The organism is Thaumasiovibrio subtropicus (genome assembly GCF_019703835.1).
Taxonomy (GTDB): Bacteria; Pseudomonadota; Gammaproteobacteria; order Enterobacterales; family Vibrionaceae; genus Thaumasiovibrio; species Thaumasiovibrio subtropicus.
On sequence record NZ_AP023055.1, the window covers coordinates 1,586,968 to 1,611,652 of the forward strand.

Annotated in this window: 23 protein-coding genes; 6 read left to right on the forward strand and 17 right to left on the reverse strand. The window is 45.4% G+C overall.

Annotated features, from left to right (window positions below; all coding sequences use genetic code 11):
• Window positions 1–2: 2 nt before the first annotated feature.
• Window positions 3–1,235: a DEAD/DEAH box helicase gene (locus TSUB_RS23395; RefSeq protein ID WP_221274614.1), complete on the reverse strand. Its 1,233-nt coding sequence runs from the start codon at window positions 1,233–1,235 to the stop codon at window positions 3–5.
• A gap of 85 nt (window positions 1,236–1,320) precedes the next feature.
• Window positions 1,321–1,626 carry a DUF1496 domain-containing protein gene (locus TSUB_RS23400; RefSeq protein WP_087024973.1) on the reverse strand — a complete coding sequence of 102 codons (306 nt, stop codon included), beginning with the start codon at window positions 1,624–1,626 and terminating at the stop codon, window positions 1,321–1,323.
• 331 nt (window positions 1,627–1,957) lie between these two features.
• Here TSUB_RS23400 and TSUB_RS23405 point away from each other — a divergent pair, with 331 nt between their 5' ends.
• Window positions 1,958–3,178 carry an L-lactate MFS transporter gene (locus tag TSUB_RS23405; protein WP_246616490.1) on the forward strand — a complete coding sequence of 407 codons (1,221 nt, stop codon included), beginning with the start codon at window positions 1,958–1,960 and terminating at the stop codon, window positions 3,176–3,178.
• A 146-nt stretch (window positions 3,179–3,324) separates the two neighbouring features.
• Here TSUB_RS23405 and TSUB_RS23410 read toward each other — a convergent pair whose 3' ends face one another.
• The 6 genes from TSUB_RS23410 to TSUB_RS23435 form a co-directional block, all read right to left on the reverse strand.
• Window positions 3,325–6,117: a response regulator gene (locus TSUB_RS23410; RefSeq protein WP_087024971.1), complete on the reverse strand. Its 2,793-nt coding sequence runs from the start codon at window positions 6,115–6,117 to the stop codon at window positions 3,325–3,327.
• Window positions 6,118–6,191: 74 nt separating this feature from the next.
• Window positions 6,192–8,006 (reverse strand): class I poly(R)-hydroxyalkanoic acid synthase, encoded by a 1,815-nt coding sequence (gene phaC / locus TSUB_RS23415; protein WP_087024969.1) that lies wholly within the window; start codon window positions 8,004–8,006, stop codon window positions 6,192–6,194.
• A 77-nt stretch (window positions 8,007–8,083) separates the two neighbouring features.
• Entirely contained in the window at window positions 8,084–8,431 is a 348-nt protein-coding gene (locus TSUB_RS23420; RefSeq protein WP_087024967.1) for a phasin family protein, read from the reverse strand.
• Between the two features lie 45 nt (window positions 8,432–8,476).
• On the reverse strand, window positions 8,477–9,682 hold the full coding sequence (locus TSUB_RS23425; protein WP_087024966.1) for an acetyl-CoA C-acetyltransferase: 1,206 nt from the start codon (window positions 9,680–9,682) through the stop codon (window positions 8,477–8,479).
• 21 nt (window positions 9,683–9,703) lie between these two features.
• The gene (locus TSUB_RS23430; protein WP_087024964.1) at window positions 9,704–10,444 is read right to left on the reverse strand and encodes an SDR family oxidoreductase; all 741 of its coding nucleotides are present in this window, start codon (window positions 10,442–10,444) and stop codon (window positions 9,704–9,706) included.
• Between the two features lie 1,022 nt (window positions 10,445–11,466).
• Complete coding sequence (locus tag TSUB_RS23435; protein WP_087024910.1) at window positions 11,467–11,751, reverse strand: hypothetical protein; 285 nt, start codon at window positions 11,749–11,751, stop codon at window positions 11,467–11,469.
• 274 nt (window positions 11,752–12,025) lie between these two features.
• Here TSUB_RS23435 and TSUB_RS23440 point away from each other — a divergent pair, with 274 nt between their 5' ends.
• On the forward strand, window positions 12,026–13,069 hold the full coding sequence (locus tag TSUB_RS23440) for a GMP reductase (protein ID WP_087024908.1): 1,044 nt from the start codon (window positions 12,026–12,028) through the stop codon (window positions 13,067–13,069).
• Between the two features lie 77 nt (window positions 13,070–13,146).
• On the opposite strand, the gene TSUB_RS23445 is transcribed toward TSUB_RS23440, so the two are convergent.
• A complete protein-coding gene (locus tag TSUB_RS23445; RefSeq protein WP_087024907.1) occupies window positions 13,147–13,413 on the reverse strand; it encodes a hypothetical protein in 267 nt (88 codons plus the stop codon).
• Between the two features lie 174 nt (window positions 13,414–13,587).
• A complete protein-coding gene (locus TSUB_RS23450) occupies window positions 13,588–13,836 on the reverse strand; it encodes a hypothetical protein (protein WP_087024905.1) in 249 nt (82 codons plus the stop codon).
• Window positions 13,837–14,143: 307 nt separating this feature from the next.
• On the opposite strand from TSUB_RS23450, the gene TSUB_RS23455 reads away from it, so the two are divergent.
• A complete protein-coding gene (locus TSUB_RS23455; RefSeq protein ID WP_087024903.1) occupies window positions 14,144–14,683 on the forward strand; it encodes a hypothetical protein in 540 nt (179 codons plus the stop codon).
• Window positions 14,684–14,721: 38 nt separating this feature from the next.
• Here TSUB_RS23455 and TSUB_RS23460 read toward each other — a convergent pair whose 3' ends face one another.
• From TSUB_RS23460 to TSUB_RS23470, 3 genes are read right to left on the reverse strand one after another with little or no spacing between them, the layout of a single operon-like run.
• Window positions 14,722–17,160, reverse strand: coding sequence for a PAS domain-containing hybrid sensor histidine kinase/response regulator (locus TSUB_RS23460; RefSeq protein ID WP_087024901.1), 2,439 nt, complete (start codon window positions 17,158–17,160; stop codon window positions 14,722–14,724).
• Between the two features lie 2 nt (window positions 17,161–17,162).
• Entirely contained in the window at window positions 17,163–18,404 is a 1,242-nt protein-coding gene (locus TSUB_RS23465) for an ABC transporter substrate-binding protein (RefSeq protein WP_246616491.1), read from the reverse strand.
• Window positions 18,388–18,975: a hypothetical protein gene (locus TSUB_RS23470; protein ID WP_087024899.1), complete on the reverse strand. Its 588-nt coding sequence runs from the start codon at window positions 18,973–18,975 to the stop codon at window positions 18,388–18,390. The genes TSUB_RS23465 and TSUB_RS23470 overlap by 17 nt, the downstream gene beginning before the upstream one ends.
• Window positions 18,976–19,209: 234 nt before the next feature.
• Between TSUB_RS23470 and yegD the strand changes: the two genes are divergently transcribed.
• A complete protein-coding gene (gene yegD / locus TSUB_RS23475) occupies window positions 19,210–20,562 on the forward strand; it encodes a molecular chaperone (RefSeq protein WP_087024897.1) in 1,353 nt (450 codons plus the stop codon).
• 101 nt (window positions 20,563–20,663) lie between these two features.
• Here yegD and proX read toward each other — a convergent pair whose 3' ends face one another.
• A complete protein-coding gene (proX, locus tag TSUB_RS23480) occupies window positions 20,664–21,671 on the reverse strand; it encodes a glycine betaine/L-proline ABC transporter substrate-binding protein ProX (protein ID WP_087024894.1) in 1,008 nt (335 codons plus the stop codon).
• 673 nt (window positions 21,672–22,344) lie between these two features.
• Between proX and TSUB_RS23485 the strand changes: the two genes are divergently transcribed.
• Window positions 22,345–22,614 carry a hypothetical protein gene (locus TSUB_RS23485; protein WP_087024892.1) on the forward strand — a complete coding sequence of 90 codons (270 nt, stop codon included), beginning with the start codon at window positions 22,345–22,347 and terminating at the stop codon, window positions 22,612–22,614.
• A 79-nt stretch (window positions 22,615–22,693) separates the two neighbouring features.
• On the opposite strand, the gene TSUB_RS23490 is transcribed toward TSUB_RS23485, so the two are convergent.
• Entirely contained in the window at window positions 22,694–22,900 is a 207-nt protein-coding gene (locus tag TSUB_RS23490) for a DUF3283 family protein (RefSeq protein WP_087024890.1), read from the reverse strand.
• A gap of 189 nt (window positions 22,901–23,089) precedes the next feature.
• On the opposite strand from TSUB_RS23490, the gene TSUB_RS23495 reads away from it, so the two are divergent.
• Entirely contained in the window at window positions 23,090–23,914 is an 825-nt protein-coding gene (locus tag TSUB_RS23495; RefSeq protein ID WP_087024888.1) for a DUF5718 family protein, read from the forward strand.
• Window positions 23,915–23,955: 41 nt separating this feature from the next.
• Here TSUB_RS23495 and TSUB_RS23500 read toward each other — a convergent pair whose 3' ends face one another.
• Both TSUB_RS23500 and TSUB_RS23505 read right to left on the reverse strand, forming a co-directional pair.
• A complete protein-coding gene (locus tag TSUB_RS23500; protein ID WP_087024886.1) occupies window positions 23,956–24,162 on the reverse strand; it encodes a hypothetical protein in 207 nt (68 codons plus the stop codon).
• 103 nt (window positions 24,163–24,265) lie between these two features.
• On the reverse strand, window positions 24,266–24,667 hold the full coding sequence (locus TSUB_RS23505; protein WP_087024884.1) for an acyl-CoA thioesterase: 402 nt from the start codon (window positions 24,665–24,667) through the stop codon (window positions 24,266–24,268).
• Window positions 24,668–24,685: the final 18 nt, after the last annotated feature.

Consider the following 24,685-nt stretch of genomic DNA (forward strand, 5'->3'; position numbering starts at 1 on the left):
ATTCAACGTCGTTTAAATCCCGCTTTTTTGGCGAGCTGTTTTTTTAAACGCCGCTTATCGCCACCACGACCACCTCGCTTTTGACGGTGCTCAACTTCCGCAGTCAGATCTGGTTCATATCCAGAAATCCACTCTTGAGAAATACGGCTATCCAACAAGGTTTCAATCGCTTGTAACATTCCCTCTTCTTCAAGGCTGACTAATGAAATCGCCAAGCCATTTTGACCCGCCCGCCCTGTTCGCCCGATGCGATGGACGTAATCTTCCAGTTGGTGAGGGAGCTCGTAATTAAATACGCAAGCAAGCTGCGGAATATCAATACCTCGGGCTGCAACATCGGTTGCAACGAGTACACGAACATCGCCATTTTTGAATCCCTCTAGGGCCCGATTTCTGGCTGCTTGGGTACGCTCACCATGGATCGCTTCAGCGACCAAACCATCTAGCTTTAACTCTTTCACTAACGCTTCAGCAGACTGGCGTGTTTTTGTAAAAACTAACACCTGTTGCAAATTTCGACTGCCAATTAAAAAAGACAGCAACTCGCGTTTTTTACGTCTATCTACAGGGTGTACGCGTTGCTCGACAGTGTGCGCCGCACTATTTGGCGCATCGATATTGATATGGGTCGGTGACGATAACAACTTATAGGCGAGATTCATCACTTGCTTGGGATACGTCGCAGAGAAAAAGAGCGTTTGGCGTTGTGGCGGCAGGCGCGTTAACAGTTTTTTTATGTCTGGCATAAATCCCATATCTAACATCCGATCTGCTTCATCCATCACTAACGTCTGGATTTGATCGGGGTTGAAGGTCTTGTTATAGAGGTGATCCAATAGCCTTCCCGGTGTGCCAACAATCACGTCCACACCTGACGCTAAACGTGCGACTTGCGGTTTAATACTGACGCCACCATATAGTGCCACACAACGCAGGGGGGTTAGCGCGGCATAAGCAATGATCTTATCGAGAACCTGTTGAGCAAGCTCGCGAGTGGGGACAACAACCATCACGCGAGGCGACGATGGCTGCTCTACACTCTCTGTTAGCAGTTTATGAAGTAACGGCAGCGCAAAGGCGGCTGTCTTACCTGTGCCTGTTTGCGCGCCTGCCATCACATCTCCTCCTTCAAGTACGGCGGGTATCGCCTCAGCTTGAACTGGTGTTGATGTGTGATAGCCCAACGTCTTCAATTGTTGCGCCAGACTCGGATGTAACTGCGAGAAATCAAACATAGATAATCCACTACTTCGAGATGTAAGAACGTCGCTAGGCAAACCCTAGCGTAAAAGCGCGCTGAGTCTAGCAAATGTGAATCGATTATTCACTCAACCGCTGCCACCTTAGCTTTCCGTTGGTCTCAAACGACTTTTCCTCGATGCATTCGAGTAGAACATCCCCAACTTGTAGTACGGAGCCCAATGAGTACTGCTTATCCTCATAGTAGCAAGCGCGCTCACCCAGCCTACGCGCATCAATGCTGATTTCAGGCCGAGTTCGCTGTGGTAACAATTGTGGCTGCTCAACTTCTGGCAAATGCTTGGGTGGCGGCGATTCCGGAAGTTGAACCGCAGCCAACGTGCCATGGCTAAAAAGTAACAAACTAAGTAACAAAGTCGTACGCATTTTCTATTACTCCTGTGAATAACTTTGCCAAAACGAGAATGTAAACACGAAGTTAAAAAAGTCAAAATTCATAGATAAACTCTATACTTTCATGGCGTTACAACACCAACTTAGCAGTAAAACCATTGATGTAAATCAGTTTGTACAATAAAAAGTCAGCAAGCCCAATTCTTTTCTTTTTTTCTTACAATTTTTTGGTACAATCCGCGCCCAGACAAACTTTTACTAAATGTTTTGAATCTTCTTAAGAATATTTGAAGCAGTTCTTTTCCATTTTGAAGGCACCAACCTGCACTGCACGCGTTGCCGTTGACTGTAGAGATTGAGATTAATGAAATTCGACAAAGCTATGCGCATTCTTGTCGCTGGTATCATAGTGAACCTATGTATGGGTATCCTCTATGCATGGAGTGTAATGAAAAAAGCACTGGTAATTGACTACGGTTGGTCAAATGCAGATGCATCACTTCCTTACACAACAGCGATTGTAGTCTTTGCTCTGTCTCTGCTCGTTGCTGGTGTCCTTCAAGACCGCGTTGGTCCTCGCCGCGTGTTACAAGTTGGTACTGTGTTGACAGGCCTAGGTATGTTGCTATCAGGTTTAAGCGATAGCGTTATGCTACTGACCATCACCTTTGGTGTCGTAACAGGTACAGGTATTGGTTTCGGCTACGCGTGTCTAAGTCCTTCGGCAATGAAGTGGTTCCACCCATCGAAGAAAGGCCTCGTTAACGGTCTTATCGCTGGTGGTTTTGGCCTCGCCTCTCTTTACCTTGCGCCGATCACGTCATGGTTAATCGAAGACTACAGCATTAGCACAGCGTTTATTGTACTTGGTGCCGGTGTACTGCTTATCGCAGTGCCTGCTGCTTCTACGATTATTAACCCACCAGCGGATTACACCCCAGAAGCACCAAAAAACCAAACTGCTGCAGCGGCTAACAAGCCTGTAGCGAATGCGACATGGCGTCAAATGCTGAAAACACCTCAGTTCTACATGATGTGGGTAATGTTTGCATTCTCTTCTGCTGCAGGTTTGATGGTAATTGGTAACATCACCTCTATTGCTGGCATTCAAGCGCAAATTGAAGAAGCCGCTTACCTTGTTGGTATTCTCGCTATCTTCAACACAGGTGGCCGCGTTGTCATGGGCATCTTGTCAGATAAGATTGGTGGTATCCGCACCCTACTTATCGCTTTCGCACTGCAAGGTTTGAACATGGTGCTTTTTGCCACTTACGACTCAAGCATCATGATGATGGTGGGTGCCGCGCTAGCAGGCGTTGGTTACGGTACACTGCTTGCTGTATTCCCATCGCTAACCACTGACTTCTACGGCCTGAAGAACTACGGCACAAACTTCGGTGTGCTTTACACGGCATGGGGTATCAGTGGCGTTATTGGCCCAATCATCGCAGCGATTGTTGTTGATACCACAGGTAACTTCAACATGGCTTACAGCATTTCTGCAGCAATGATGGCGGTATGTGTCGTGCTTGCATTGGTTATTAAGCCAGTAAACTCTGAAGAGTTAGTTGCACAGACTGCATAATTCAAATCAGTAATCCAATTTGAAACACCTTCCTGATGGAAGGTGTTTTTTTATGTCTCGGAAACAACAATCTTTACATGACAACACTGACCGTTAAAACACTGACTTTCTCTCAGAAGCGGTTCGCCAAGTCGGTGTTTTCTTGCCTATGCCTCTTCTTGTTCGGCCTCCGGTGTCGACAAATGCTTTTCGATGGTACTCAGCAATTGCTGATTCTCAAAAGGCTTTGGCACATAGCCATCCATTCCTGCTTGGTAGCAGCTACGAATATCTTCATCGAGAACACTTGCTGTCAAGGCAATAATGGGCACACGTGCATTCTGGAGCTGGTTTTCGATCGCGCGAATTTGACGTGTTGCTTCAAAGCCATCCATGATGGGCATCATGCAATCCATCAGCACCAAGTCGATACTGTTCTGCAACCAGACATCAATCGCTTGTTTGCCATCTTCGGCGGTATGCACGTTGAATCCAGCCTTTGATAATACCGTTTTGGCCACTTTCATATTTACAACATTATCTTCTACAAGCAATAAATCACCGCTATATAATCGTTCTTGTTTCTCCTCACGTTTTACGCCCGAATACTCTGCAAAGGTATCGTTAATCAAGCTGGACATAATCTGACGAAGTTTAGGCCCACGAACAGGCAAGGTGTGAACAACTTTATAGCCGCCATTTAGGTGTACTTGTTCACTATAATTGGTGAGCAACACCACTGGGGCATGTTGTGTTAGCTGTTCAACCATTTCCTGAGACAGCGCTGTTTGATAGCGCAGCAAGATCACACCGAGTTGATTATCTGCTTGCAATGTCCCAAGAAAATCGAGTGCTGTTTTTACTTGATGAAAGCGCTGAACCTGTAACTTCAAACGCCGACATTCTCGCTCAGTTAAACTCGCACTCAGCTCATTGTCATCAACGATGACCACACTCGCACTATGCGCGGGAACGAAATCTTTTTGCTCTCGACTTATCGGTAGTTCGACACAGAATGAAAAGGTGCTGCCTTGACCCTTAATGCTCTCAACTTGCATTTGCCCATCCATCAACTCTGCAAGCTGCCGGCAGATACTCAGCCCTAACCCCGTGCCGCCGAATCGACGCGTTGTCGAATCATCTTCTTGTTTAAACGGTTTAAAAATATTTGTGATTTGGGCTTCATCAATACCAATACCTGAGTCTTCAACGGCAAAGCGTGCTTTATAGGTTCCCACTTCGGTGCGCTCGCCACTCACCGTCAACATGACATGTCCCTGTTCTGTAAATTTGACGGCATTAGACAGTAAGTTAAGGAGAATTTGCTTCACTCGATGTTCATCAGCCAATAGCAACATAGGCAGTGTTTCATCAATATCCACTTCGAACATTACCTGTTTTTCGGCCGCTTTAGTGGCAATAATGGCAGCAACATCGTAGCAGAGCTTTTCTATATGACACTCAATCGGGTTAATGGTAACGCCACCCGCTTCAATTTTAGAGACTTCAAGGACATCATTGATAATCGATAACAAGGCGTTGGAAGAGCTCTTGATGGTTTCAAGGTATTCCATCTGATTAGGGTTAAGCTCGGTATCCACCAAAATGTTAGACATACCAATGATCCCATTCAATGGCGTACGGATCTCATGAGACATGTTGGCTAGAAAAATACTCTTTGCCTTGTTGGCTTTCTCGGCATCCTCTTTGGCATAAATTAACTGAGTCTCAGAGATATGCCGTTCCTCAATCAAAGTGTTCAAGGTTTGCGCCAAATGAGAAAACTCATCTTTTCCTGTCATCGGTACGCGCAAACTATAATCTTTGCTGTGCTCAATCGACTTCATTGTCGATTCAACATCATGTATGGAACGGACCAGTCGACGCGCTAAGGCCACGCCTAACGCGGACATAAACACAAATAACAGAATGAGTGACAATACGCTGAAGATAAAGCGGCTACGTTCTTCGTAATAAGCGGTTCGTGCTTGGTGGGTGATATCCAATTTCACTGAGTCAATGACACCAGCCAACAACTGCATACGCTGATTGGCATCATTTTGCCAATACCGCCACTCTGCTTTGCCATCTCCAAATAGCACTTCATTTCTCAATGCCAACCCTTCAACAAATGCAGGGCGGGTAAAGACGTTTAACAAACGCTCCGTTTGTTGTTCACTTGCATAGAGCTGAACATAATCATCCACGTAGACTTGCTGCAACGTCACCGATTTCATCAAGTCATCGCGAAACATCATTCTGTCGTGATCTGGGTGCATCGCGAAGCTTAAAAAGGCATGCTCTTGGCTTGCATACTCTTGTAGCCAAAGTAGTTGTTGATAAGCACTAATGCCTTCTCTTAACTGCTCGTTATCTACTTCAAAAGGCAATTGCTCTATACGGCGCAGGAAGCTAATCATCCACCCATTGACTGCAGTTAACCAATCAAGGCGATCATAAAGATCGTCACTCACCTCGACATCTAACCACGCGTGCATCTCCTCCATCAGCGCATTAAGCTCCCTTAACGCACTGTCCTCGACTAAAGGAAAGTCTCTAAAAACCCGTTGCATGTCAGTGGCAACAGATTGTTGTTGAGCAACATCAAGACCACTGATAGCAAGACGAAGACGAAGCGCTCGTAGCTCTTCAAGCAAAGATGAATAGTGACTAAACGTCTCGTATCTTTGATGAACGTTAAAAAGAGATCGCAGCTCGTTATACTGCTCTTCTAGGAACCGACCAACCGTGACCGCACTAATGATCAGTGGGATCACAACCATCAGTTTTATCTTTGATTTAAGCGTAATGCCGTTAAAGAGATCCATGGCGTCAAGAAAGAGAGAAACATAACTATAGTTATAGCCTACTATCTGGAAATTAAGACAAAGATCTTGGCTTTGTTCAGAAAATACCCGACTCACTTCATGGAAAGCCGCCAAGGGGATCTGGCGAGACAAAAACGGCGAACTCAGTTTTACTAAAAGAAAAAGCTGACTTCTCAGTCAGCTTTTTTTACTCTGCCTCAACAAATTTATGCTTCGGCACTTTCAACGACAACCGCTTCTTCAACAGATTCTTTGATTGGCAGTGTTTGTTGAACATAAACGCCAGGTGCAGGACCTATTACAGGGTAAGCCTCCGAGCCGGCTTCCAACGCATCGATTTGCTCTTTCGGACTAAATTTCGCCAACCACTCATTCCAGTGTGTCCACCATGAACCTTCGTGGTGAGTCGCGCCATCAAGCCAAGTTTGCGCATCGTCTGCCATCTTGTCAGCAATGTAATAACCGTACTTGTTCTTTGCAGGGTGATTCACAATACCAGCTATATGGCCTGATTCACCCAACACAAACGTCGTATCGCCACTAATGTTCTGAGCACCTCGGTAGGTACCTTCCCAAAGGGCGATATGGTCGTCTTTGGTTGAAATAAAGTAAGACGGCGTCTTAATTTTCTCTAAATCAATCCAAACACCACCCACTTTGATACCTTGTTTTTGCACCAGCGAGTTTTCTAGGTACAAACGACGCAGCAATGTGTTGTGACATGCCGCAGTAACGTTCGTACTGTCGCTGTTCCAATACAAGAGATCAAAATCGACAGGGCTATTACCTTTCAGGTAATTATCGATGTAGTAGTTCCAATACAGGCTGTTTTCACGCAACAAGGAGAAAGTCACGCTCAACGAACGACCATCGAGATAGCCTTTCAGGTTGTTTTGCGCTTCCATTGCGCTAACCAACTGCTCATTCACATATGCTCCAATTTCACCGGGTTGGGCAAAATCAAGAATAGTTGTGAAATAAGTTGTTGATTTGAAACGCTGACGCATACGGCGTGCGGCGTAGTAAGCAGTTGTTGTCGCAAGGAGCGTACCGCCAATGCAGTAACCCACCGCGTTCATCTGCTTCTCACCTGTTACCGCTTCAACAACGTCAACCGCTTTTACAACGCCATCAAGAACGTAATCTTCGAAGTCAACCTTAGCCATTGAACGATCGGGATTACGCCATGACATTAGGAATACAGTATGACCCTGTTCAACCAACCAACGCATCATCGAGTTCTTCTCACGAAGATCCAAGATGTAGTATTTATTGATAAATGGAGGCACTACAAGGATAGGCGTTTTGTTCACTTTGTCTGTTTTTGCCTTATATTGAATAAGCTCAAACAGTTCATTTTTGAATACAACGCTACCTTCCGTATTCGCAATATCCTGACCAATTTTGAACGCATTACTGTTGGTCATTCGAATTTTCAATACATCTGAACTCGCTTGCATGTCTTCTTGCAGCAGTTCCATACCCTTCACTAAGTTTTGACCATTGCTTTCCATGGTCAGTTTAAAAAGTTCAGGGTTAGTATTGATAAAGTTGCTTGGTGACATCGCATTGATCGCTTGTCGAGAGAAAAAGCTCAAACGCTCCTTCGCTTTGTCATCCAAGCCTTCAACTGAATCGATGGTTTTTTGTACCGTCTCACCAAACAGCAAGTACGATTGCTTGATGAAGTTGAAGATCGCTTCTTCCTGCCATGCTTCGTCGACAAAGCGCTTATCGCCACGCTCTTCTTTGACTACAGGCTCATTATTCTTAGAGGGAATAGCGACGTTTTGCCAGATTTGTAGCTGACGTTCCCACCAGTCCATTTGCACTTTAACGAGGCTAGATGGCTGGTTTGCAGCTTGCTCAAACAGTTTCGCTGTATCATCAAAATTGAGTTCATTCAGCGCTTTATTGAGAGGGGAATTAATTGCTGCTTTACCAGAATCCAGTTCCTTCCACCATTGCTGGTTTACTTCCTGGAGTTTGGCAAAGTAATCCGCAAAGAAATTCTGGTTCATAACAATGACCTCTTAGAGATAAACAAAAAACCGCCTGAACTCTCTCTGTATAGAGAGAATGCAGGCGGTTAAGGCCATTAAGCTGGAGTAACTTCTTTCACGTTTTCAGCGACTAGTGCATCAACGTCAGCTTTGAACTCTTGAGCGATTGAAGACAACTTGTTGCTGTCATCGATCATTTGCTGAGAAAGCTTAGTCAACGCTTCTAGTTGAGAGCCGTTGAAAGAAGTTAGCGTTTGCATATCTTTCACTTCACTCGCAGCTTTAAGCTGAGATAGACCAAGATCACTGTAAGAACGTAGCGCAGACAGTTGAAGCTCAGTGATCTCTTCGATGTTTTTAGTGAAGAGTTTGTTGAACTTAACGTAAGGTGCTAGTGTTTTTTCAGTTTGGTCAGATAGTGTTTTGAACATTTCCGTGTACATGATGCGACTCCTATAAGGATTGAATTAATATTGGTTTTTGTTTCGTTAAACTGCTTTAAGGACGATAGCGGTACCCATACCGCCACCAACACATAAAGATGCAACGCCATATTCCGTCCCACGACGGCGCATCTCATGGATAAGGCTTACAATGATACGGTTACCAGACGCACCCAAAGGATGTCCTAGTGCAATCGCACCACCGTTGACATTAGAACGCTCTAAAAGCGCATCAAGATCTGTGTCGTGTTGTTCGCAAAGTTGATGAGCAACACCCAAAGCTTGACCCGCAAAAGCTTCATTTAGCTCAAACAGACCAATGTCTTGAATAGAGAGATCTGCTTTTGACAATGCTTTAGTCACAGCAGGAACAGGACCTAAGCCCATGATCTTTGGATCTAAGCCTGCTTGCGCATAACTTGTCACTTCAGCAATTGGCTTTAAGTTGTGCTTTTCGACAGCGGCTTCTGAAGCCACAATGATAACGCTGGCCCCATCATTGATGCCTGACGCGTTACCCGCGGTGACGCTGCCATCCTTTTTAAAGGCCGGGCGCAATTTCGCAAGCCCTTCTGCAGATGCATCCGCTTTGGGGTACTCATCGGTATCAACAACGACAACACCTTTGCGTGTCTTCACTTCCACTGGTTCGATTTCATCTTTGAAACGACCAGCTTCAATCGCCGCCACAGCTTTTTGCTGGCTTGCCAGAGCGAATGCATCTTGCTGCTCGCGGGTCAAACCCACTTCAGCAACAACGTTTTCTGCCGTCAAACCCATGTGGTATTCGTTAAATACGTCGGTCAAACCATCGTTGATTAGCAAGTCAGTAAGCTCTAGTGAACCCATTTTTTGACCATCGCGAATCGAACCTGGAACAGCAAATGGAATTTGCGACATATTCTCAGCGCCTGCGGCAACGACAAGGTCTGCATCACCCGCTTTGATATGTGCGGCAGCATCCATTACCGCTTTCATGCCGCTACCACACACCATGTTTAAGCTATAAGCTGGCACTTCTTCAGGTAGCTCTGAGAAAATCGCCGCTTGACGACCTGGCCCCATTCCTTGTGCCGCGCCAACAACATTACCTAAAATGAGTTCATCAACAGCATCTTTAGGTACGTTGCCTGCCGCAAGAGCCGCTTTTACAGCAGTTGCTGCAAGTTGGGCAGCAGGCACTGTTTTCAGTGCGCCACTAAAACTACCTAAAGGCGTGCGTTTTGCCGCAACGATATAAACTTTGGACATCTTTTCCTTCCCTTAAAAAACTTATTGCATGTACAAGCCGCCATTCAGCGACAGCGTTTCACCTGTAATGTAACCACCCACATCGCTTGCCAAATAAATCACAGCACCAGCAATTTCTTCAGGCGTCGCTAGACGTTTCATTGGGATCTCAGCTTTAATCGACTCGAGCACCTCAGGGCGAATGGCTTCAACCATAGGTGTCGCGGTGTAACCCGGCGCAATCGCGTTGACGGTCGTGCCAGATTTTGCACCTTCGAACGCGAGTGCTTTAGTAAAGCCAATCATTCCTGCTTTAGCGGCTGAATAGTTAGCTTGACCAAACTGCCCTTTTACGCCGTTTACCGAGCTGATATTGATGATGCGACCATTACCTTTCTCACACATTGCAGCAAAGAGAGGCTGGGTTACATTGAAAAGACTGTTGAGGTTGGTGTTAATGACGTCCGTCCATTGATTCGCTTCCATGCGCTTAAACACTGAATCACGAGTGATACCCGCATTGTTGACTAGCACATCTACCGAACCTTCTTCTTGTGTAAGTTGCAACAAAGCACTCTTGCACATTTCAGTATCAGTGACGTCGAGCGCGAGCATACGTACTTGGTCTGCTGTATAGTTGTTTTCAGCAAACCAGTCTTGCGCACACGCTTCGTTACCAGGAGAAAAAGCGGCAACTACGCGATAACCTTCTTCTACGAGGCCTTTTGTAATCGCAGAACCAATACCACCTTTTGCACCTGTCACTAACGCTACTTTCTTCATTTCCGGACTCCTTCCCATTGTTGTCCAATACCTAGGCCAATATGACTGACATTATTGTTATGAAATTTAATTCAGTTAAGGCATAAAAAGCCAGCCCTGTATAATTATTTATTCTTTAGGACTAAAAAGTCATTTTGATGACTGATTTGTTTCAATAGAGTGATAAGAACATAGATGTATATCTTAATCAACCCGCTTACATTCACAGTCACCCCAATACCAAAAGCACATACAGACTAATAATAAATGTATCGATTACACAACAAAATGATGACTAATCCGTATCAAGCATTGGTCATGCCAACATTTAATACTTCTACTCAAAAAAACCAACAAACCATACATGATTCAGTTTAAATGAATAAGTATTCACAAAAAGCCTTACTAACCCTGTAAGCACTCAGCCAAGATAATCGTCATGAAAGATACTTTGCGCTCTATTTTGGTGAAAAAGGGGTCAATATTGGTGCATTTTTGAATTTAATTTTTGAGTCAAAATTAACCCAACAAAAAGTAAAGGTAATTGAATCACAGAAGGCAGGTTGCAAATTGATTCATTTTTATGCGGATGTGAGAAGGCGCTATAAATGTGACTTTCAGCCCATATGTCTTGTTTTAGACGTTCGACCCTAGACTAAAGTCGAATAAAACTTGGCATTGGATGTAAGTTTGAAAAGTCATATTAGTGATTCAGATCACCACTATAACTTGTGAATTGATTCAGACAGGAAATGTTTATCGAGTGCGCTTTTTGTGAAGTAGGTTCAATTAATTTTGAATCATTGCAACCTTTTTATCGTCTGCCTCGCACTCTCATGACGACGAAATTGGGTGAGATCGCATACTTGGTAGCCAGAAAATCGCAGTGGAAAGAAGCCAATGAAATAACACAAAGGCTGATAGCTTTGTCTAGATAGAAAACGGGAATGTTTGATGACAGGATGGAGAAACCGTCAGTGGCGAGCGTCATGAAGCATAGAGAGCACGCCACAAGAGAGGCATATCGAACATGACGCGGTTGATCACTTCTTATAAAGCGCGTTTAGCTTTGCAACTGTAACAACCGGCCCCATCATTTTTACACGAAGATCTTCATAAGAATCTTCTCCTTGGTACCCAACTTGGTAGGTAAATCGCGCAACTGCAATTCTTAATAGATCGTACTTATCGCGATTACACGAGATCTCTGATTGCCAGTACTTTGCGTCTAATACTTCATCAGGCTTTTCTGCCCTCACTGCAAACTGCCATCGCCCATCTTGTCCATAATAATCGATGGGAAAAAGGCGTTTTACTTTCTTACGCATGCCTTACTACGCCATAAAACTTGGAGAATGAAGAGAAAAGGGAGTGAAAGGCTGACAAGCCCAGTTTCCAGAGGAGGTTTCACGATGAATGATTACCTTTAAGCTAAGAAATACGCCATAAAAGCGCGTTTTACTGCTTGCCAAAAATATTTCACTGCCTATAATGCTGAAAACCGGAGCGTCTGCCAACGCTCCGGTTTTTTTGTGCCTGCAATTTCTCGCCTTCTGCCAAAGGTGTTGAAAAATTGCACATTCGATAAGATAAGGAAACACTATGCGTATCGAACAAGACCTGAAACTAGGTTTTAAAGATGTCCTATTTCGTCCAAAACGTTCAACTTTAAAAAGCCGGTCTCAGGTTGAATTAACCCGCGATTTTACATTCAAGCACAGTGGTCGTCAATGGTCTGGGGTACCCATTATTGCTGCCAATATGGATTCTGTCGGTAGCTTTGCCATGGCGCAAGCACTTGCGCGTCACAATGTTATCACTGCTGTACACAAACATTACACGGTTGATGATTGGGCAAACTTTGTCACAACCAGTGATGCGAACACCCTTAGAAATGTAATGGTGTCTACAGGAACGTCTGAAGCCGATTTCAAAAAGACACAAGATATTATGGCGCTCAGCGACGAGCTATTGTTTATCTGTATTGATATTGCCAATGGTTACTCTGAGCATCTCGTTGAATACGTTCAAAAAGTTCGCTCAGCCTTTCCAAATAAAGTCATCAGTGCTGGTAATGTTGTTACTGGCGATATGGTAGAAGAACTCATTCTAGCTGGTGCAGATATTGTCAAAGTCGGTATTGGTCCTGGTTCTGTTTGCACGACTCGGGTAAAAACAGGTGTTGGTTACCCACAACTATCCGCCATTATAGAATGTGCAGATGCCGCACACGGTATGGGCGGTCGAATCATTGGTGATGGTGGCTGCACTTGTGCTGGTGACGTTGCCAAAGCTTTCGGTGGTGGCGCTGACTTCGTGATGCTTGGCGGTATGTTAGCGGGTCACGAAGAAAGTGGCGGCGAGCTTATCGAGAAAAATGGTGAAACCTTCATGCAATTCTATGGTATGTCATCTCAGAGCGCGATGGACAAGCATTCCGGAGGTGTCGCGAAATACCGTGCCGCTGAAGGAAAAACCGTACTTTTGCCTTACCGTGGTCCTGTCGAAAATACCATTCAAGACATCATGGGAGGCGTGCGCTCAACCTGCACCTATGTCGGCGCAGCAAAGCTTAAAGAGCTCACCAAGCGCACGACGTTTATCCGAGTACAAGAGCAAGAAAACAACGTATACGGTCGCGAGTAACTTTCGCTCTGAATTCAACTCTCTGAATCAAACAAGAGGCCGATAACAACAGCCTTTTTCACACCGCGCAGACTGAGCTACAACGCTGGCAGATCTGCGCCGCTTTGCTCCTTTAGCATCGCAGCGTAGGTATCAATAAGCGCTTGAAGCTCTTCCTTGCTCGCTAAAGATTGCTTTCTTTGCTCTTCAAGCAGCTTTCTAGCTTGCGTTACTTCAAACTCCAATTCTTCGAGTTCAGTGCTCAATCGTTCGAGCTGCGCTTGCCTGGCTGTCAGTTGATCTTCTACCGGATTTGCAAACGCTGTGCTCGCCAACATCAGTGCACCCCATAAGACTATGCGCATTCATTTTCACCTCTCCTCATCCATTGAATAAATCATAAGCCTCACTACAAAATTTGGCAGTGAGATGATTTGGAGATGCGTCGCAATCGACAGTGAAACAGACGTTCGATACTTACTCGCACGAAATGGTTGCGAAGAATGGCTCACAGCCCCTTCTGGGGGGCTGTCTTATAGCTAGTGCTTCGTTTGTGGACCATGACGGACCATATCTTGCCCTTTCTGAAACACCTCTTCTGTCACATATTTACCCAACAATAACTGGTGGTTATCGTCCAATACGGCGATGAAACGTCGACCATCACTATTGCTCGTTGCTAGTGCGACACCCGCCACACCTTTTAATCCAAGGCCGCCATTTTCAACAGCCAGTAAAAAGTGCTCTAGCGCTTCAAGTGAATCAATCAAATCTGCGTCATTCAACATGTTACTTTACTCATTTTGTTGCGTTCAGACGCAGAATATACGCTTGGTACGCGGTAAAAGCCAATCGTCACCTGAAAGTTTGTCATCTCTCCACTCAGACACTCTCATCATGCTTATTCAGCACCCTATCCGCACGCTCTTCATGCAGCCCACCCACTCGCATTCAACTTCAAGATTTAAGTCAATTGTGTTTGTCGAGCCCCAAAAGCAGAGATATAATCTGCCGCGCTAACCAAAAAATGCAATTTAACATTCCAGTTATTAAGCGTAACACAACATTTTAATTCGTTAAGTTTGAGATAAGCCCTTGTTAGAAATCATAAAAGAAGTCCTTGGTTGGACATCCGTCGCCTTTTACATCTCCATCACCATCTTCAACTCTATGCGCTTTACTCGCTACGCCTCTTTTGGCTCTGCCGGTAACGATATTGTCTGGTCCATTTTAATGGGATGGTGGCCTAAGCTCATTCTTAACCTCTCAGTTGGCGTGATCAATACTTACCGCTACTGCAAAGACTTCACCAGTACAAGTAAGCGCGTACTTGATTTCACAGCTGCCCTTATGGGGTGCGGCATCTTGTACATCATCTACTTTGCGGTGAGCAATTTCATCGCTAATCCAACTTTATCGGTTGGCTTGCAGTTTATGGATCTCGGCTTGATCGTCGCAGCGCTTAGCATGAAGCAACTTGATCGCTACCGTCTCTTGATGCTGATTTCTGGCTTCGTCGGCATGTTTGCTTACTATGGCAACGCACAGATGATGATTATAAAGGCCATCGTCATCGGTATCATGAGCTACAAACTGGTTTCCCCTAGCCAACGCGAAGTTGAACCGGCGAAGTAAGTGTAAATAAACGGCTCATACTGTTGAGTGAGCCGTTTTTACTCATCTTGATGTCGATTCAATTGGGATTCAAATTGACGTAACAGATCATCGACTTGGGTTGTCTGAAAAGGTTTCACAAGTACCGCTTCACATCCCGCATTCAACAAACGCTGCTCCATATTATGTTGCGCATCCGATGTGTATCCGATGATCAATACGTCTCGCATGTGGCTATCCAGCTTTCGAATCCGTTCTACAATGCGCTTACCTTGTGTATCGCTAAGATGACTATCGACAATCACTAACGAAAATGGATAGGTATAAATGAGGTTCATTGCTTCTTCGCCAGTAGAGGCAATAACGGCTCGAAACCCTCTCGCCTCGAGTAACTCCGCCATCACTTCCGCATTGACGCGATCGCTTTCAACAATCAGTAAACTCTTACCTTGGGCGTTGAAGCCCCTGACTTCTTTCATCTCGGACTCAGCCGCTAATTTGGGTTCAACCGGCTCTACCGCGAGTTCCACGGTAAACACCGTCCCTTCTTCAAGCGCAGAGCTCACTTGAATATTTCCTTTCAAGAGGCGCGTCAACGCCTTCACTATCGCTAAACCTAGGCCAAGGTCTTTTTGCTGTGCGCCCAAGCTTTCTGCACCGTCGTCGTTCATTAAGGCGTTAAGATAAAAACTGTTCATCCCTTCTCCTGTGTCCGTCACGACAAATCGCAGGTAATGCCCATCATCCTTTGATACTTCATCGACAACCACGGAGATACTGCCATCTTGTGTAAACTTGGTTGCATTACTGATGATGTTCAAAACCACTTGGTTAACCCGAATTTTATCAGAGACATAATGCGCATCAGGGGGTAGATAGCTATCAAACTGCGCCCTCAAACCTTTTCGTCGACACAACAAGTTCAAGTTATATTCAATGAAATTAGTCACTTCCCTGGCAGCAAACTCTTCTAAAAACACATTCAGGCTTTCATCTTCAATTTTGGCGTAATCAATTACTTGATTTAAAACAGATGTCATGTGGTTAACGGAGTCATAGAGGTTATCGACATACTGCTCTTGACGGTCTGATAGGGATGTTGTTTTAAGCAATTGGACAATACCTAATACCCCGTTCATTGGCGTACGAATTTCATGGCTAATGCCAGCAAGAAACGTTGATTTTGCTTCACTGGCTTCATTGGCTTTCGCTAACGCTTCCTCGAGCTGTTGTTGGACTTCTTTTTGCGCGGAGATATCTCGCTCCACCGCGATAAAACTATCGAGCTCTCCCTCCGCATTCAGCACAGGAGAGACTTCAATTTCAATCCAGTACGCCTCGCCAGATTTACTGTAATTAAGCAGTTCAGCACGAATAGATTCACGACGAGCAATGGCTTGTCGAATTCGATCGACCTCTCGATAGTCAGTATCACGGCCTTGTAAAATACTCCCTGGCTTTTTACCGAGTACTTCATCAACCTGATACCCAGTCAAACTAACAAAAGACGCATTTGCCCATGAGAGATGCCCCTCTTTGTCCGTCACAATGACAGTATCTTTGGCATGACGAGCAACATTGGCTAGCATCGTCAACTCGACCTCCTGAGACGCCAGTTGACTTGATGTTTCAGACAGTGCCGATTCAGAGCGCGCAAGTTCCGCAAATGGGCGGATCACCCAACGCTGTCCCATCCAAAAAATCATCGCGGCAGAAATCAAGATGGCGACCAGCAGTGCGAACGTTAATGAGGAGATCAGCCCATCGGATTGCGCTTGCAATACCGCCTTATCAATGCCGTAAATCAGTGTGACCTTGCCGTTTGAAAGCACCAATTGATGGTAATCCCAGTCTGGATGATCACTTCTCACCGCATACTCAGATTGGTTTTGAGGTGCGCCTTCCACCGAGCGCGTTTCCTTCTCAGTAACAAAACGGAAGACACTTTCTGCGTCAAAGACTTGTCTGGTCAGCACGACACCTTCGACGTAATTGTTATATTCGACGCCATAGAAAAAATAGAGATACTGTCGCCCCTGCTGTTCCCAAAGTAATGCCGCTTCACGCTTTTGTTGGCCGAGTATTGCTTGAACTTCCGAGAGAAATGCCTCTTCAGACAGATCCAACTGATACTCTGAAAAAACGATTTCTTCCGCAACATTCACGTAGGCAAGATCAGGGCGACGGGCAAACACAGAAGATTGATCGAAGAAATCTTTTACCCGCCGCTCTTCCACCATACTCCCCATCACAAGGTTGGCAGAGATATCACTGGACGCAACGAGTCTCGCAAACTCCCGGCTATCACTCACATGACTTTCCATCAATGAGCGAACGGCGCTGACTTCCATATCAATCGACTCTTCTTGGAACCTTTCAATCGAAAATCCACTTTGAAAGCGAATAACATTAAGCCCAACAAGCATTAATACAGCCGCATTAAAAACCAAGAGTCCGAAGAATAGCTGCTTGGCTGTGAGACGATTCAGCCATTGCATCCTTATTTATCCTCAATTAAACGAATTTCACCCTTGGGACCCAGCGATGCCATACAAAGGTCGTCGACACCCAACGCTTCATGGGCGTCGGGGTTTTGTTCAGAATAAGCAGTAAAAGGAGTACGATAGGTTTTAATTAGCCCGTCTATAGGATCGGTCAGCGCCTCCATACTTAGGCGTACGCGTCGACGATCGACGTCAATATCACCGGAGAGATCGGCCTGCGCCACTGCCGAAATGAAGACTTTGCCAAGATCATACCCGTGAATAAACCCGGTAGGTGCATCCAATGATGCGGGGTCAGAGGTAACTTCATCAAATAGGGTCACCGCGCGTGAATACACTTGACGAGAAAGCGCTGACTGCGACTCACTCAAAAAAGAGAAACAGGTTTGTATGAAGTGAAGCGTTAACGACTCACTGTTCACGGTCTGGGCGATACCTGACATATCTCCGCCAGTGATCCCCCAATGGCTAATGATCGGTACGCGGCTCTCTACTGGTAATGACGCGACAGCATTAATAATTCGGCTTCCTTCCATCGCATTCGCCACCATTATGATGCAATCTGCCTGCTTATCTAACAGTGTATTTACGCGTGTTCGAGCAGCAGCATCATTGATCCCCCAGTTGAACCAAGCCACCTCGGGCGTACCATGGCCAGCACTCAGTAACGCCTTAGAAATATTTAACTGATTAGACTGCCCCCAAGGCGTCTCTTCCAATAATAAGGCTGGCTTTTTACACTGCGCATCGCCCAGCGCGGCTTTCGCCAAACGCTCACCCGCTTTTCGATCGTCAACGGAAAGGCGAAATACCCAATTTTCCTCTGAAGGGTAGCGTGTTATTGGTCCACCTGCCGCCCAAGGCACTAAGGTTAAGATTTCGGCTTGGTTGATAAAATCTCGGTACTTAATCAACGGCGGCGAGTGAAGTCCGCCCACATAGGCAAGCGCATTCTTATCTTTATCATACAAATTCATATGGTGCTTGCTGCGCGCACTGTTTCCACGGTGGTCGAGGGTCACAAACTCAAACTTATCACCATTTATCTGATTATTGACCTCATCGAATGCCACCCGCATCCCATACTCTATTGCCAACGCTGACTCACTATGACCAGTACGATCCGCATCTAAATAGAGAGTGTACGTCTTTGCTTGTACTCCACCCATAACACACAATAAACCAATCAACCACGCCGCGTTTAAGCGCAAGTCCACGCCTCTAGAACAGAACATCATATCGCATCCCCAAACCATAGAACTGCCAATCTTTCGTTACGTTGACCATAAACCCCGCCGAAAATGTGCGATTAAAATGGCGAAAAAGGGTGACATCCGCTTGAGAATAGGTGTCGTCATCCACAGAAACCCCGCCAAGCGTTGCTTTTAAATCGAGCTCAGGGCCAAATGCGGCCCACACACCTATTTTCGCGCTCGCGCCCACCTCTCGGTCACCGACATTAGCATCAACGACCACCGCGCTAGCTTCAGCAACCAAGTCTGTACTCAAGCCCAATGCGTAATACGTGCCCACGCCAATATTGAGATAGTTTCTCGTCAACTGGGTTGTTGTGTCATCAAAGTAGCTATGGCGACCATTCACGGTCATGTAATAGCGCTCTATCAAATGGCTATAGCCCTCAACGGCAACAAAACTGGGATCAGAGACATTAAGGCTATCTTTGTAATCCGATGTGCCCGCAAACAGAGCGATAGAATTGAAATTAGGATGATCGCGATAATCGCGGATAGGTTCTTCAGCCACCGACGGGATACTAAAGAAGAGCAACAGCAGAAACAGTATTCTCATATAGCCACACCACCGCTTAACTTATCTCATAATGGTATGAATATAGTTGCCTTTCTTCGAATTCTCCATTAACAATCACCGGCATCACACCCCTTTAGTCTCTGATACACAGTCAACCGTTTACGGGTAAGCAGTCCAAAACCATGAGAGATAGACTTTCTCACGCTCTCGACTTGAAAAAGGCCCCGAGTTACGTAAACTAGCCCGCCTTTTTGTCTCGCCTAGGAGTAAACAATGTACATTGGATTTGATTATGGCACCGCGAATTGTGCGATCGCGACAATGATGAATGGGCAACCTCAATTACTCCCAATCGAGAATGAACAACCCTATATTGCTTCTTCGCTTGCCGCGCCGAATCGAGAGTCTGTCAGTGAAGTACTATTTAGGCTTTATGACATTAATCCATTATCTAAGGCAGGAGAGCAATTACTTCGGCGTGCAATAACGTTCAATCGCGATGAGGGGATCGACATTGATCACCAATCGTTACTGTTCGGAGAAAACGCGCTCAATCACTATCTCGCAGATCCTGAAGAGACCTACTTTGTAAAAAGCCCAAAGTCCTTTTTAGGTGCGAGTGGATTGCAAGAGAGCCAAATTGCCCTCTTCGAAGATTTAGTCTGCGCGATGATGGCCAACATAAAGCAAAAAGGCGAAGCGGTTTTACAAAAAGAGATTCGCGATGTTGTTATAGGTCGACCCGTTAATTTCCAAGGTATCGGTGGCGAGAAAGCGAATCATCAGGCCCAGTCTATTTTAAACAGCGCGGCAACACGCGCGGGGTTTAAATCGATCGCCTTTCAATACGAACCCGTTGCCGCTGGCATCGAGTTCGAACATCAACTGACAACCAACCAACGTGTTTTAGTCGTCGATATTGGCGGAGGAACGACCGACTGCTCGATGATTGAAATGGGTCCCAAATGGCGAGATAAAACCGAACGAAGTGATAGCTTGCTGGCCCATACAGGGCTCCGCGTAGGTGGCAACGACCTTGACATTGCTACCGCGTACCAAAAAATCATGCCTCTATTTGGAAAAAACCACCGAGATAAACGCGGTTTAGCCTTACCTGTTAGTCAATTTTGGAACCCAGTGGCGATTAATAATGTTGTTGCTCAAGGTGACTTCTATGCTCGAACTAACGCGCGGGCAATCACCGACATGATCCGCAATGTCGATGACAATAATGAACTTCCTCGACTACTGAATCTTCAGCAACAACGGCTAGGCTATCACGTCGTCCGGGAAGCCGAACTCATGAAAATCGCATTGAGTGGTGAGCCGTCCATTAAAAAGACAATACACTTCAACGATGAGCAACTGGGTTTAACTTGCACTCAGGACGAGTTCCTCGCGGCAATTGATGGCAGTATTGACAAGATCATCGCATTAATTGAGGAAGCCGTTAAACAATCAGCGGTCACGCCAGATACGGTGTTCATTACTGGTGGTAGCGCTCGCTCCCCTCTCTTACGAGCACGGATCGCCAATCAACTCCCTGACGCAAAAATCGTTGGTGGCGATTTCTTCGGGTCTGTCACCGCAGGGCTAGCGCGTTGGGCTGAACGCTGCTTTAAATAGATCACCCGACATTTTGTATCTACGGTTCGGAGTGCTTAATCGCACTCCTGCCTTTCTCATCATTTATGCGAACTTTTCATGTCAATTCAGAAGCGGGGAGATTACTCTGTGCTTTCCACTTGCAATGCTTCCGCGACCCAAAGGTCAAACTGTTGCTGATTTGCCACTATCCAGCCGCGTACATGTCTTTCGATATCCGAAGGTGAATTCTGGCCACGACGCATGATCATGTTCTGCACACTAATGTCATTAATATCAACACTTAGCAACGAGGCGAGCTTTGCGGCGGCCGGATTCGCACTTGCAAAATCCCGATTCAGTACAATACGCATACTGTTTAACTCGAAGCCATAATTTTTGTTGTTGGGTAACGTCGTATCGACGTCAGATCGTGCGCCCGGTAAGGCTGAGTATGGGACTTGCAACCAGATGACATCTTTACCGGGAACTAAGGTGCCACTTACCCAGTAAGGTGTCCAAGTGTAGTAAAAAATCGGGAAGCCCCTTTTTAGGCGCGTGATTGCTTCTTCCATCTGACGAATGTAGTTCTCTTCATGGTGATCAACCGTCTCTTGCAATTGATACTCTGTGAGCTGATGTTCAATGACAGCGTTACAGCCCCATTCCACTTCACATCCCATCAAATCAGCAAGACCGTCACCATTAACATCAAAAAGCGCCGCAATCTTTGGATCAGAAAACTGAGAAAGATTAGTGATGTCATGCTTTAACGCAGTTTTTTTATCGATTAGGTAGCCTTGCGCCGCACCGGAGACAAACTCCCCCCCACGAAAGAAGTGCTCACTTCCCCCTGCGTTCTCGTATTTGTCACGGTGCAGAGGATCCCAGTTCACCGCCATATAAGTGGCTTTTCCTTCCGCCACCGCAGCATATACATCATCGTAGCTGCCTACCTGATAAGATTTGACGGTATAACCTAAGGCTTCAAATGCTTTTGATACGATTAAGGTTTGAAAAATTTCTTGCTCCGAATCGCTGACGATCGGTTGAACAGTGATTCCTTCACCGGGTAAAGAGACCGCGTATGGCGAAGAGTGAAAAAATAACAATGCCGATACCCCAAAGCAGAGTCGCACCTTCTTGAACATCTTAAACTCCTCGCAATTCACATCCAAACCAACGCTTACCTTCATTTATCCTGTCTGCTGAACCTTGAGCATAGAAGACATCAATGACGTGCACGACCGACTCAATACTCAAGCAATCCCAAGATGCGGGGCTCAGATACGGAATATATCACCACAGATGACAGGAAAGCCGAGGTAGAACATTAATTTATCTTTTCTCTGACACAGATTAAGTTGACTCGTTTAACAATAGTCCAAAAAACGAAGTCTGAGGACGGACATTGAAAAAAAAGCTTATTTTTCAATAAGTCTCCCTATGCAGCCAGACTCGATCGCTTAGTCGTCAAAAAACGGCATCGACTCAGCGCATGCGATATTCAGTGTCGACACCGATAAGTCAAACCAAACTAAGGAATCACCCCTGACAACTAACCGTACCAATGACGCTTTACAGGCTCGTATCAGAAGTGCCCTAATTGACCGATAATCATTCGAAGAATAACTATTTTCATAATGTTAAGTTTGAGTTAAGTATTATCATGCCTAGAATTACAACCTAGGCCACATAAAAATAACTGCAAACTATCGATTGTAATGCATATATAGAACGCTATAATGTAACCCGTTAGTAAGAGCACATAACCGCATCACGAACCGGTTAACCATATTTACACGAATAAAATGAGGAAAGAGAGTGAGAGTAATCATTGGCAGCGATGATTTAGCGCTGTTTCTAAGAAAAAACTGTGAAGAGGACATCCAAAATGCCAGCTTTAATCAGTTCATGGCATCCATGGCAAAACGGTTCCCTCATATGATGGAAGCACAACAAGAAAGGTGGACACTGTGGCAAGATAAATGTTTACCCACTCTACCGCTCTCAGCTTGGCAATACAGTGTCAATGTAGAATTTGTCAGTACCCTCTATAGCATGGCGCTTCGCGAACTCGCCAGCAATAGCTGAGACCCAATATCGTCTCTCTCAGCCGACCCCGCGGCTAAGAGACTCACTCGTTATTGACCTATAAAAGCGCACAACGGCATTAAGCTGTTGTCATTTTGATCTGATACATCTCTATCGACTGCCTAAAAAATGATTTCTCATCATCGTTCTTCATCTTCTCAAGCTCCGCGTGAATGGCTTCATTGCCCGCTTTACCTTGCTTCATCTTCCAAACAACATAAGCAGCCTGCTTGTCCAGTTCAATACGGTATTTCTCATCGACACTGAGTGTGCACAGATTCATCATCAAATCCTACTTCATTCTAACTCGCTACAGTGTACGTTGAGGTCAGATTGAATCCAAGCTGCATGCGTTAATATACTCAAACCACTTCAAGACAACACGCTGTGCATATGACCTTAATTCGCAATCAGTTGCAGCTAGCAGGCAAAGTTAGGTATAAAGGTCTCCCCCTACAAAATTTAAGGATTTCTCATGCCATTTCAGCACTGTATCGGTTTTGGTGTTGCCGGAAATTTCGCAGGTCACTTAGAACAAGCAGGTGAAGACAAAGATTTTCAAGCTGTCGAGGTGAAGAGCGCAACCCAGCCCAAAGCGATTTTTCCCTTTTACATTCCCAATAGCGAAGGGCACTTTCTCAACACTTATCCTTTAAGCTCCGATACCATCATCGCGCCTAACGATGCTGATAACCTGCAAATTGAACCTGAAGTTGTACTGAAATGCCAAGTTCATTACAGTGATGGAAAAGTCACAGGACTCACACCCATCGCCTTTGCCGCATACAATGATTGCTCCATTCGTCGCCCTAACGCCAACAAGATCAGCGAAAAGAAAAACTGGGGAGCGAACAGCAAAGGAGTTAGCCAGACATTCTTTAACATAGATAACTTAAACCCAGGCGGACTTATTGACCGCTTCAGAATTGCCAGCTTTCACATTCGTGATAATGTTTGCCACGTTTATGGCGAGGACAGCCCCGTTGTCGGTTATAGCTATTTCCATACAACCTTACTCGATTGGATCATTGATAGAATGAACCACCAGCAAGATCAGGGGCCAACAGAAAATATTCAAACCTGGTTGGCGACAGCAGAATACCCAGAACAGGCACTGATCAGCATTGGTGCTACGCGTTATACGCCCTATGGCGAGACCCATTTCTTAAAACCGGGCGATACCAGTGTGGTTGTGGTGTACGATAGCCAAGCATTTACCGCTGAAGAGATAAAGGCACGAGCAAAAACACTAGACCTCAATCACGCGGCTATCTCAGCGCTTGTTCAAACGGTGAAGTAAAAACAGTGAAGGGGCATTACGCCCCTTCCCTTTGTTTGCCATTAGTGCAATGTTCTTGTCTGCTCTGATTCCGCGACGTGTATCCCCAATAGGTCAACACCTGCTCTATCAGCCAAATCATCCAGTGTTAACTTGAGACTCACAATCAAGTCGATGACATCAATTTCATGCGCTTCTGCGAAACACGCCAGATCTTCATGTAGGTCATTCAAAATGTTCACATCAATACGGCGCTTCTGTTCACTCATAAGAAATTCCAACTCATTGTTTATCTCTTCTTCTAACAAGACTAGATGAAACTAACGTGAATCACGGTTTTTTTTCGTTAGAAATCCCTAATGTTGCAACGCATTAAGCGTTATCAAACAAGACTGACAAGCTATCTAAACTGATTGGGCGGCCTTTTCCATTCAAAGACGTTCCCGTAATCTGTGCAGCAACAACCAGTTTGTCATCAGCACTACGGAAGATATCTTGGTGAAAAACAAAACGAATTTTTGACACGCGTTCAACACGTACGCCGACCCAGAACTTATCGCCACTGGTTAATGACGTCTTATAATCCAGCTCTGCGCGTGTCACCACCAAATTAATGTCATCTTTAGCAAGCTGCGCGAAGTCGACGCCTTTATCGAGCAAAAACTCGTGTCGAGCATGCTCTAGATAGTTTTGATAGACACTGTTATTAACGATGCCTTGTAGATCGCACTCATAATCACGCACTTTAAAATCAAGAACGAATTCGTATTCCATGAGATAATTCTCTCCTAT

What these genes read in the sequence shown, in the direction of transcription:
- TSUB_RS23395 (WP_221274614.1), bottom strand. Translation starts at nt 1,235, where the DNA reads ATGTTTGATTTCTCGCAGTTACATCCGAGTCTGGCGCAACAATTGAAG.
- TSUB_RS23400 (WP_087024973.1), bottom strand. Translation starts at nt 1,626, where the DNA reads ATGCGTACGACTTTGTTACTTAGTTTGTTACTTTTTAGCCATGGCACG.
- TSUB_RS23405 (WP_246616490.1), top strand. Translation starts at nt 1,958, where the DNA reads ATGAAATTCGACAAAGCTATGCGCATTCTTGTCGCTGGTATCATAGTG.
- phaC (WP_087024969.1), bottom strand. Translation starts at nt 8,006, where the DNA reads ATGAACCAGAATTTCTTTGCGGATTACTTTGCCAAACTCCAGGAAGTA.
- TSUB_RS23420 (WP_087024967.1), bottom strand. Translation starts at nt 8,431, where the DNA reads ATGTACACGGAAATGTTCAAAACACTATCTGACCAAACTGAAAAAACA.
- TSUB_RS23425 (WP_087024966.1), bottom strand. Translation starts at nt 9,682, where the DNA reads ATGTCCAAAGTTTATATCGTTGCGGCAAAACGCACGCCTTTAGGTAGT.
- TSUB_RS23430 (WP_087024964.1), bottom strand. Translation starts at nt 10,444, where the DNA reads ATGAAGAAAGTAGCGTTAGTGACAGGTGCAAAAGGTGGTATTGGTTCT.
- TSUB_RS23435 (WP_087024910.1), bottom strand. Translation starts at nt 11,751, where the DNA reads ATGCGTAAGAAAGTAAAACGCCTTTTTCCCATCGATTATTATGGACAA.
- TSUB_RS23440 (WP_087024908.1), top strand. Translation starts at nt 12,026, where the DNA reads ATGCGTATCGAACAAGACCTGAAACTAGGTTTTAAAGATGTCCTATTT.
- TSUB_RS23445 (WP_087024907.1), bottom strand. Translation starts at nt 13,413, where the DNA reads ATGCGCATAGTCTTATGGGGTGCACTGATGTTGGCGAGCACAGCGTTT.
- TSUB_RS23450 (WP_087024905.1), bottom strand. Translation starts at nt 13,836, where the DNA reads ATGTTGAATGACGCAGATTTGATTGATTCACTTGAAGCGCTAGAGCAC.
- TSUB_RS23460 (WP_087024901.1), bottom strand. Translation starts at nt 17,160, where the DNA reads ATGCAATGGCTGAATCGTCTCACAGCCAAGCAGCTATTCTTCGGACTC.
- TSUB_RS23465 (WP_246616491.1), bottom strand. Translation starts at nt 18,404, where the DNA reads ATGATGTTCTGTTCTAGAGGCGTGGACTTGCGCTTAAACGCGGCGTGG.
- TSUB_RS23470 (WP_087024899.1), bottom strand. Translation starts at nt 18,975, where the DNA reads ATGAGAATACTGTTTCTGCTGTTGCTCTTCTTTAGTATCCCGTCGGTG.
- yegD (WP_087024897.1), top strand. Translation starts at nt 19,210, where the DNA reads ATGTACATTGGATTTGATTATGGCACCGCGAATTGTGCGATCGCGACA.
- proX (WP_087024894.1), bottom strand. Translation starts at nt 21,671, where the DNA reads ATGTTCAAGAAGGTGCGACTCTGCTTTGGGGTATCGGCATTGTTATTT.
- TSUB_RS23490 (WP_087024890.1), bottom strand. Translation starts at nt 22,900, where the DNA reads ATGATGAATCTGTGCACACTCAGTGTCGATGAGAAATACCGTATTGAA.
- TSUB_RS23495 (WP_087024888.1), top strand. Translation starts at nt 23,090, where the DNA reads ATGCCATTTCAGCACTGTATCGGTTTTGGTGTTGCCGGAAATTTCGCA.
- TSUB_RS23500 (WP_087024886.1), bottom strand. Translation starts at nt 24,162, where the DNA reads ATGAGTGAACAGAAGCGCCGTATTGATGTGAACATTTTGAATGACCTA.
- TSUB_RS23505 (WP_087024884.1), bottom strand. Translation starts at nt 24,667, where the DNA reads ATGGAATACGAATTCGTTCTTGATTTTAAAGTGCGTGATTATGAGTGC.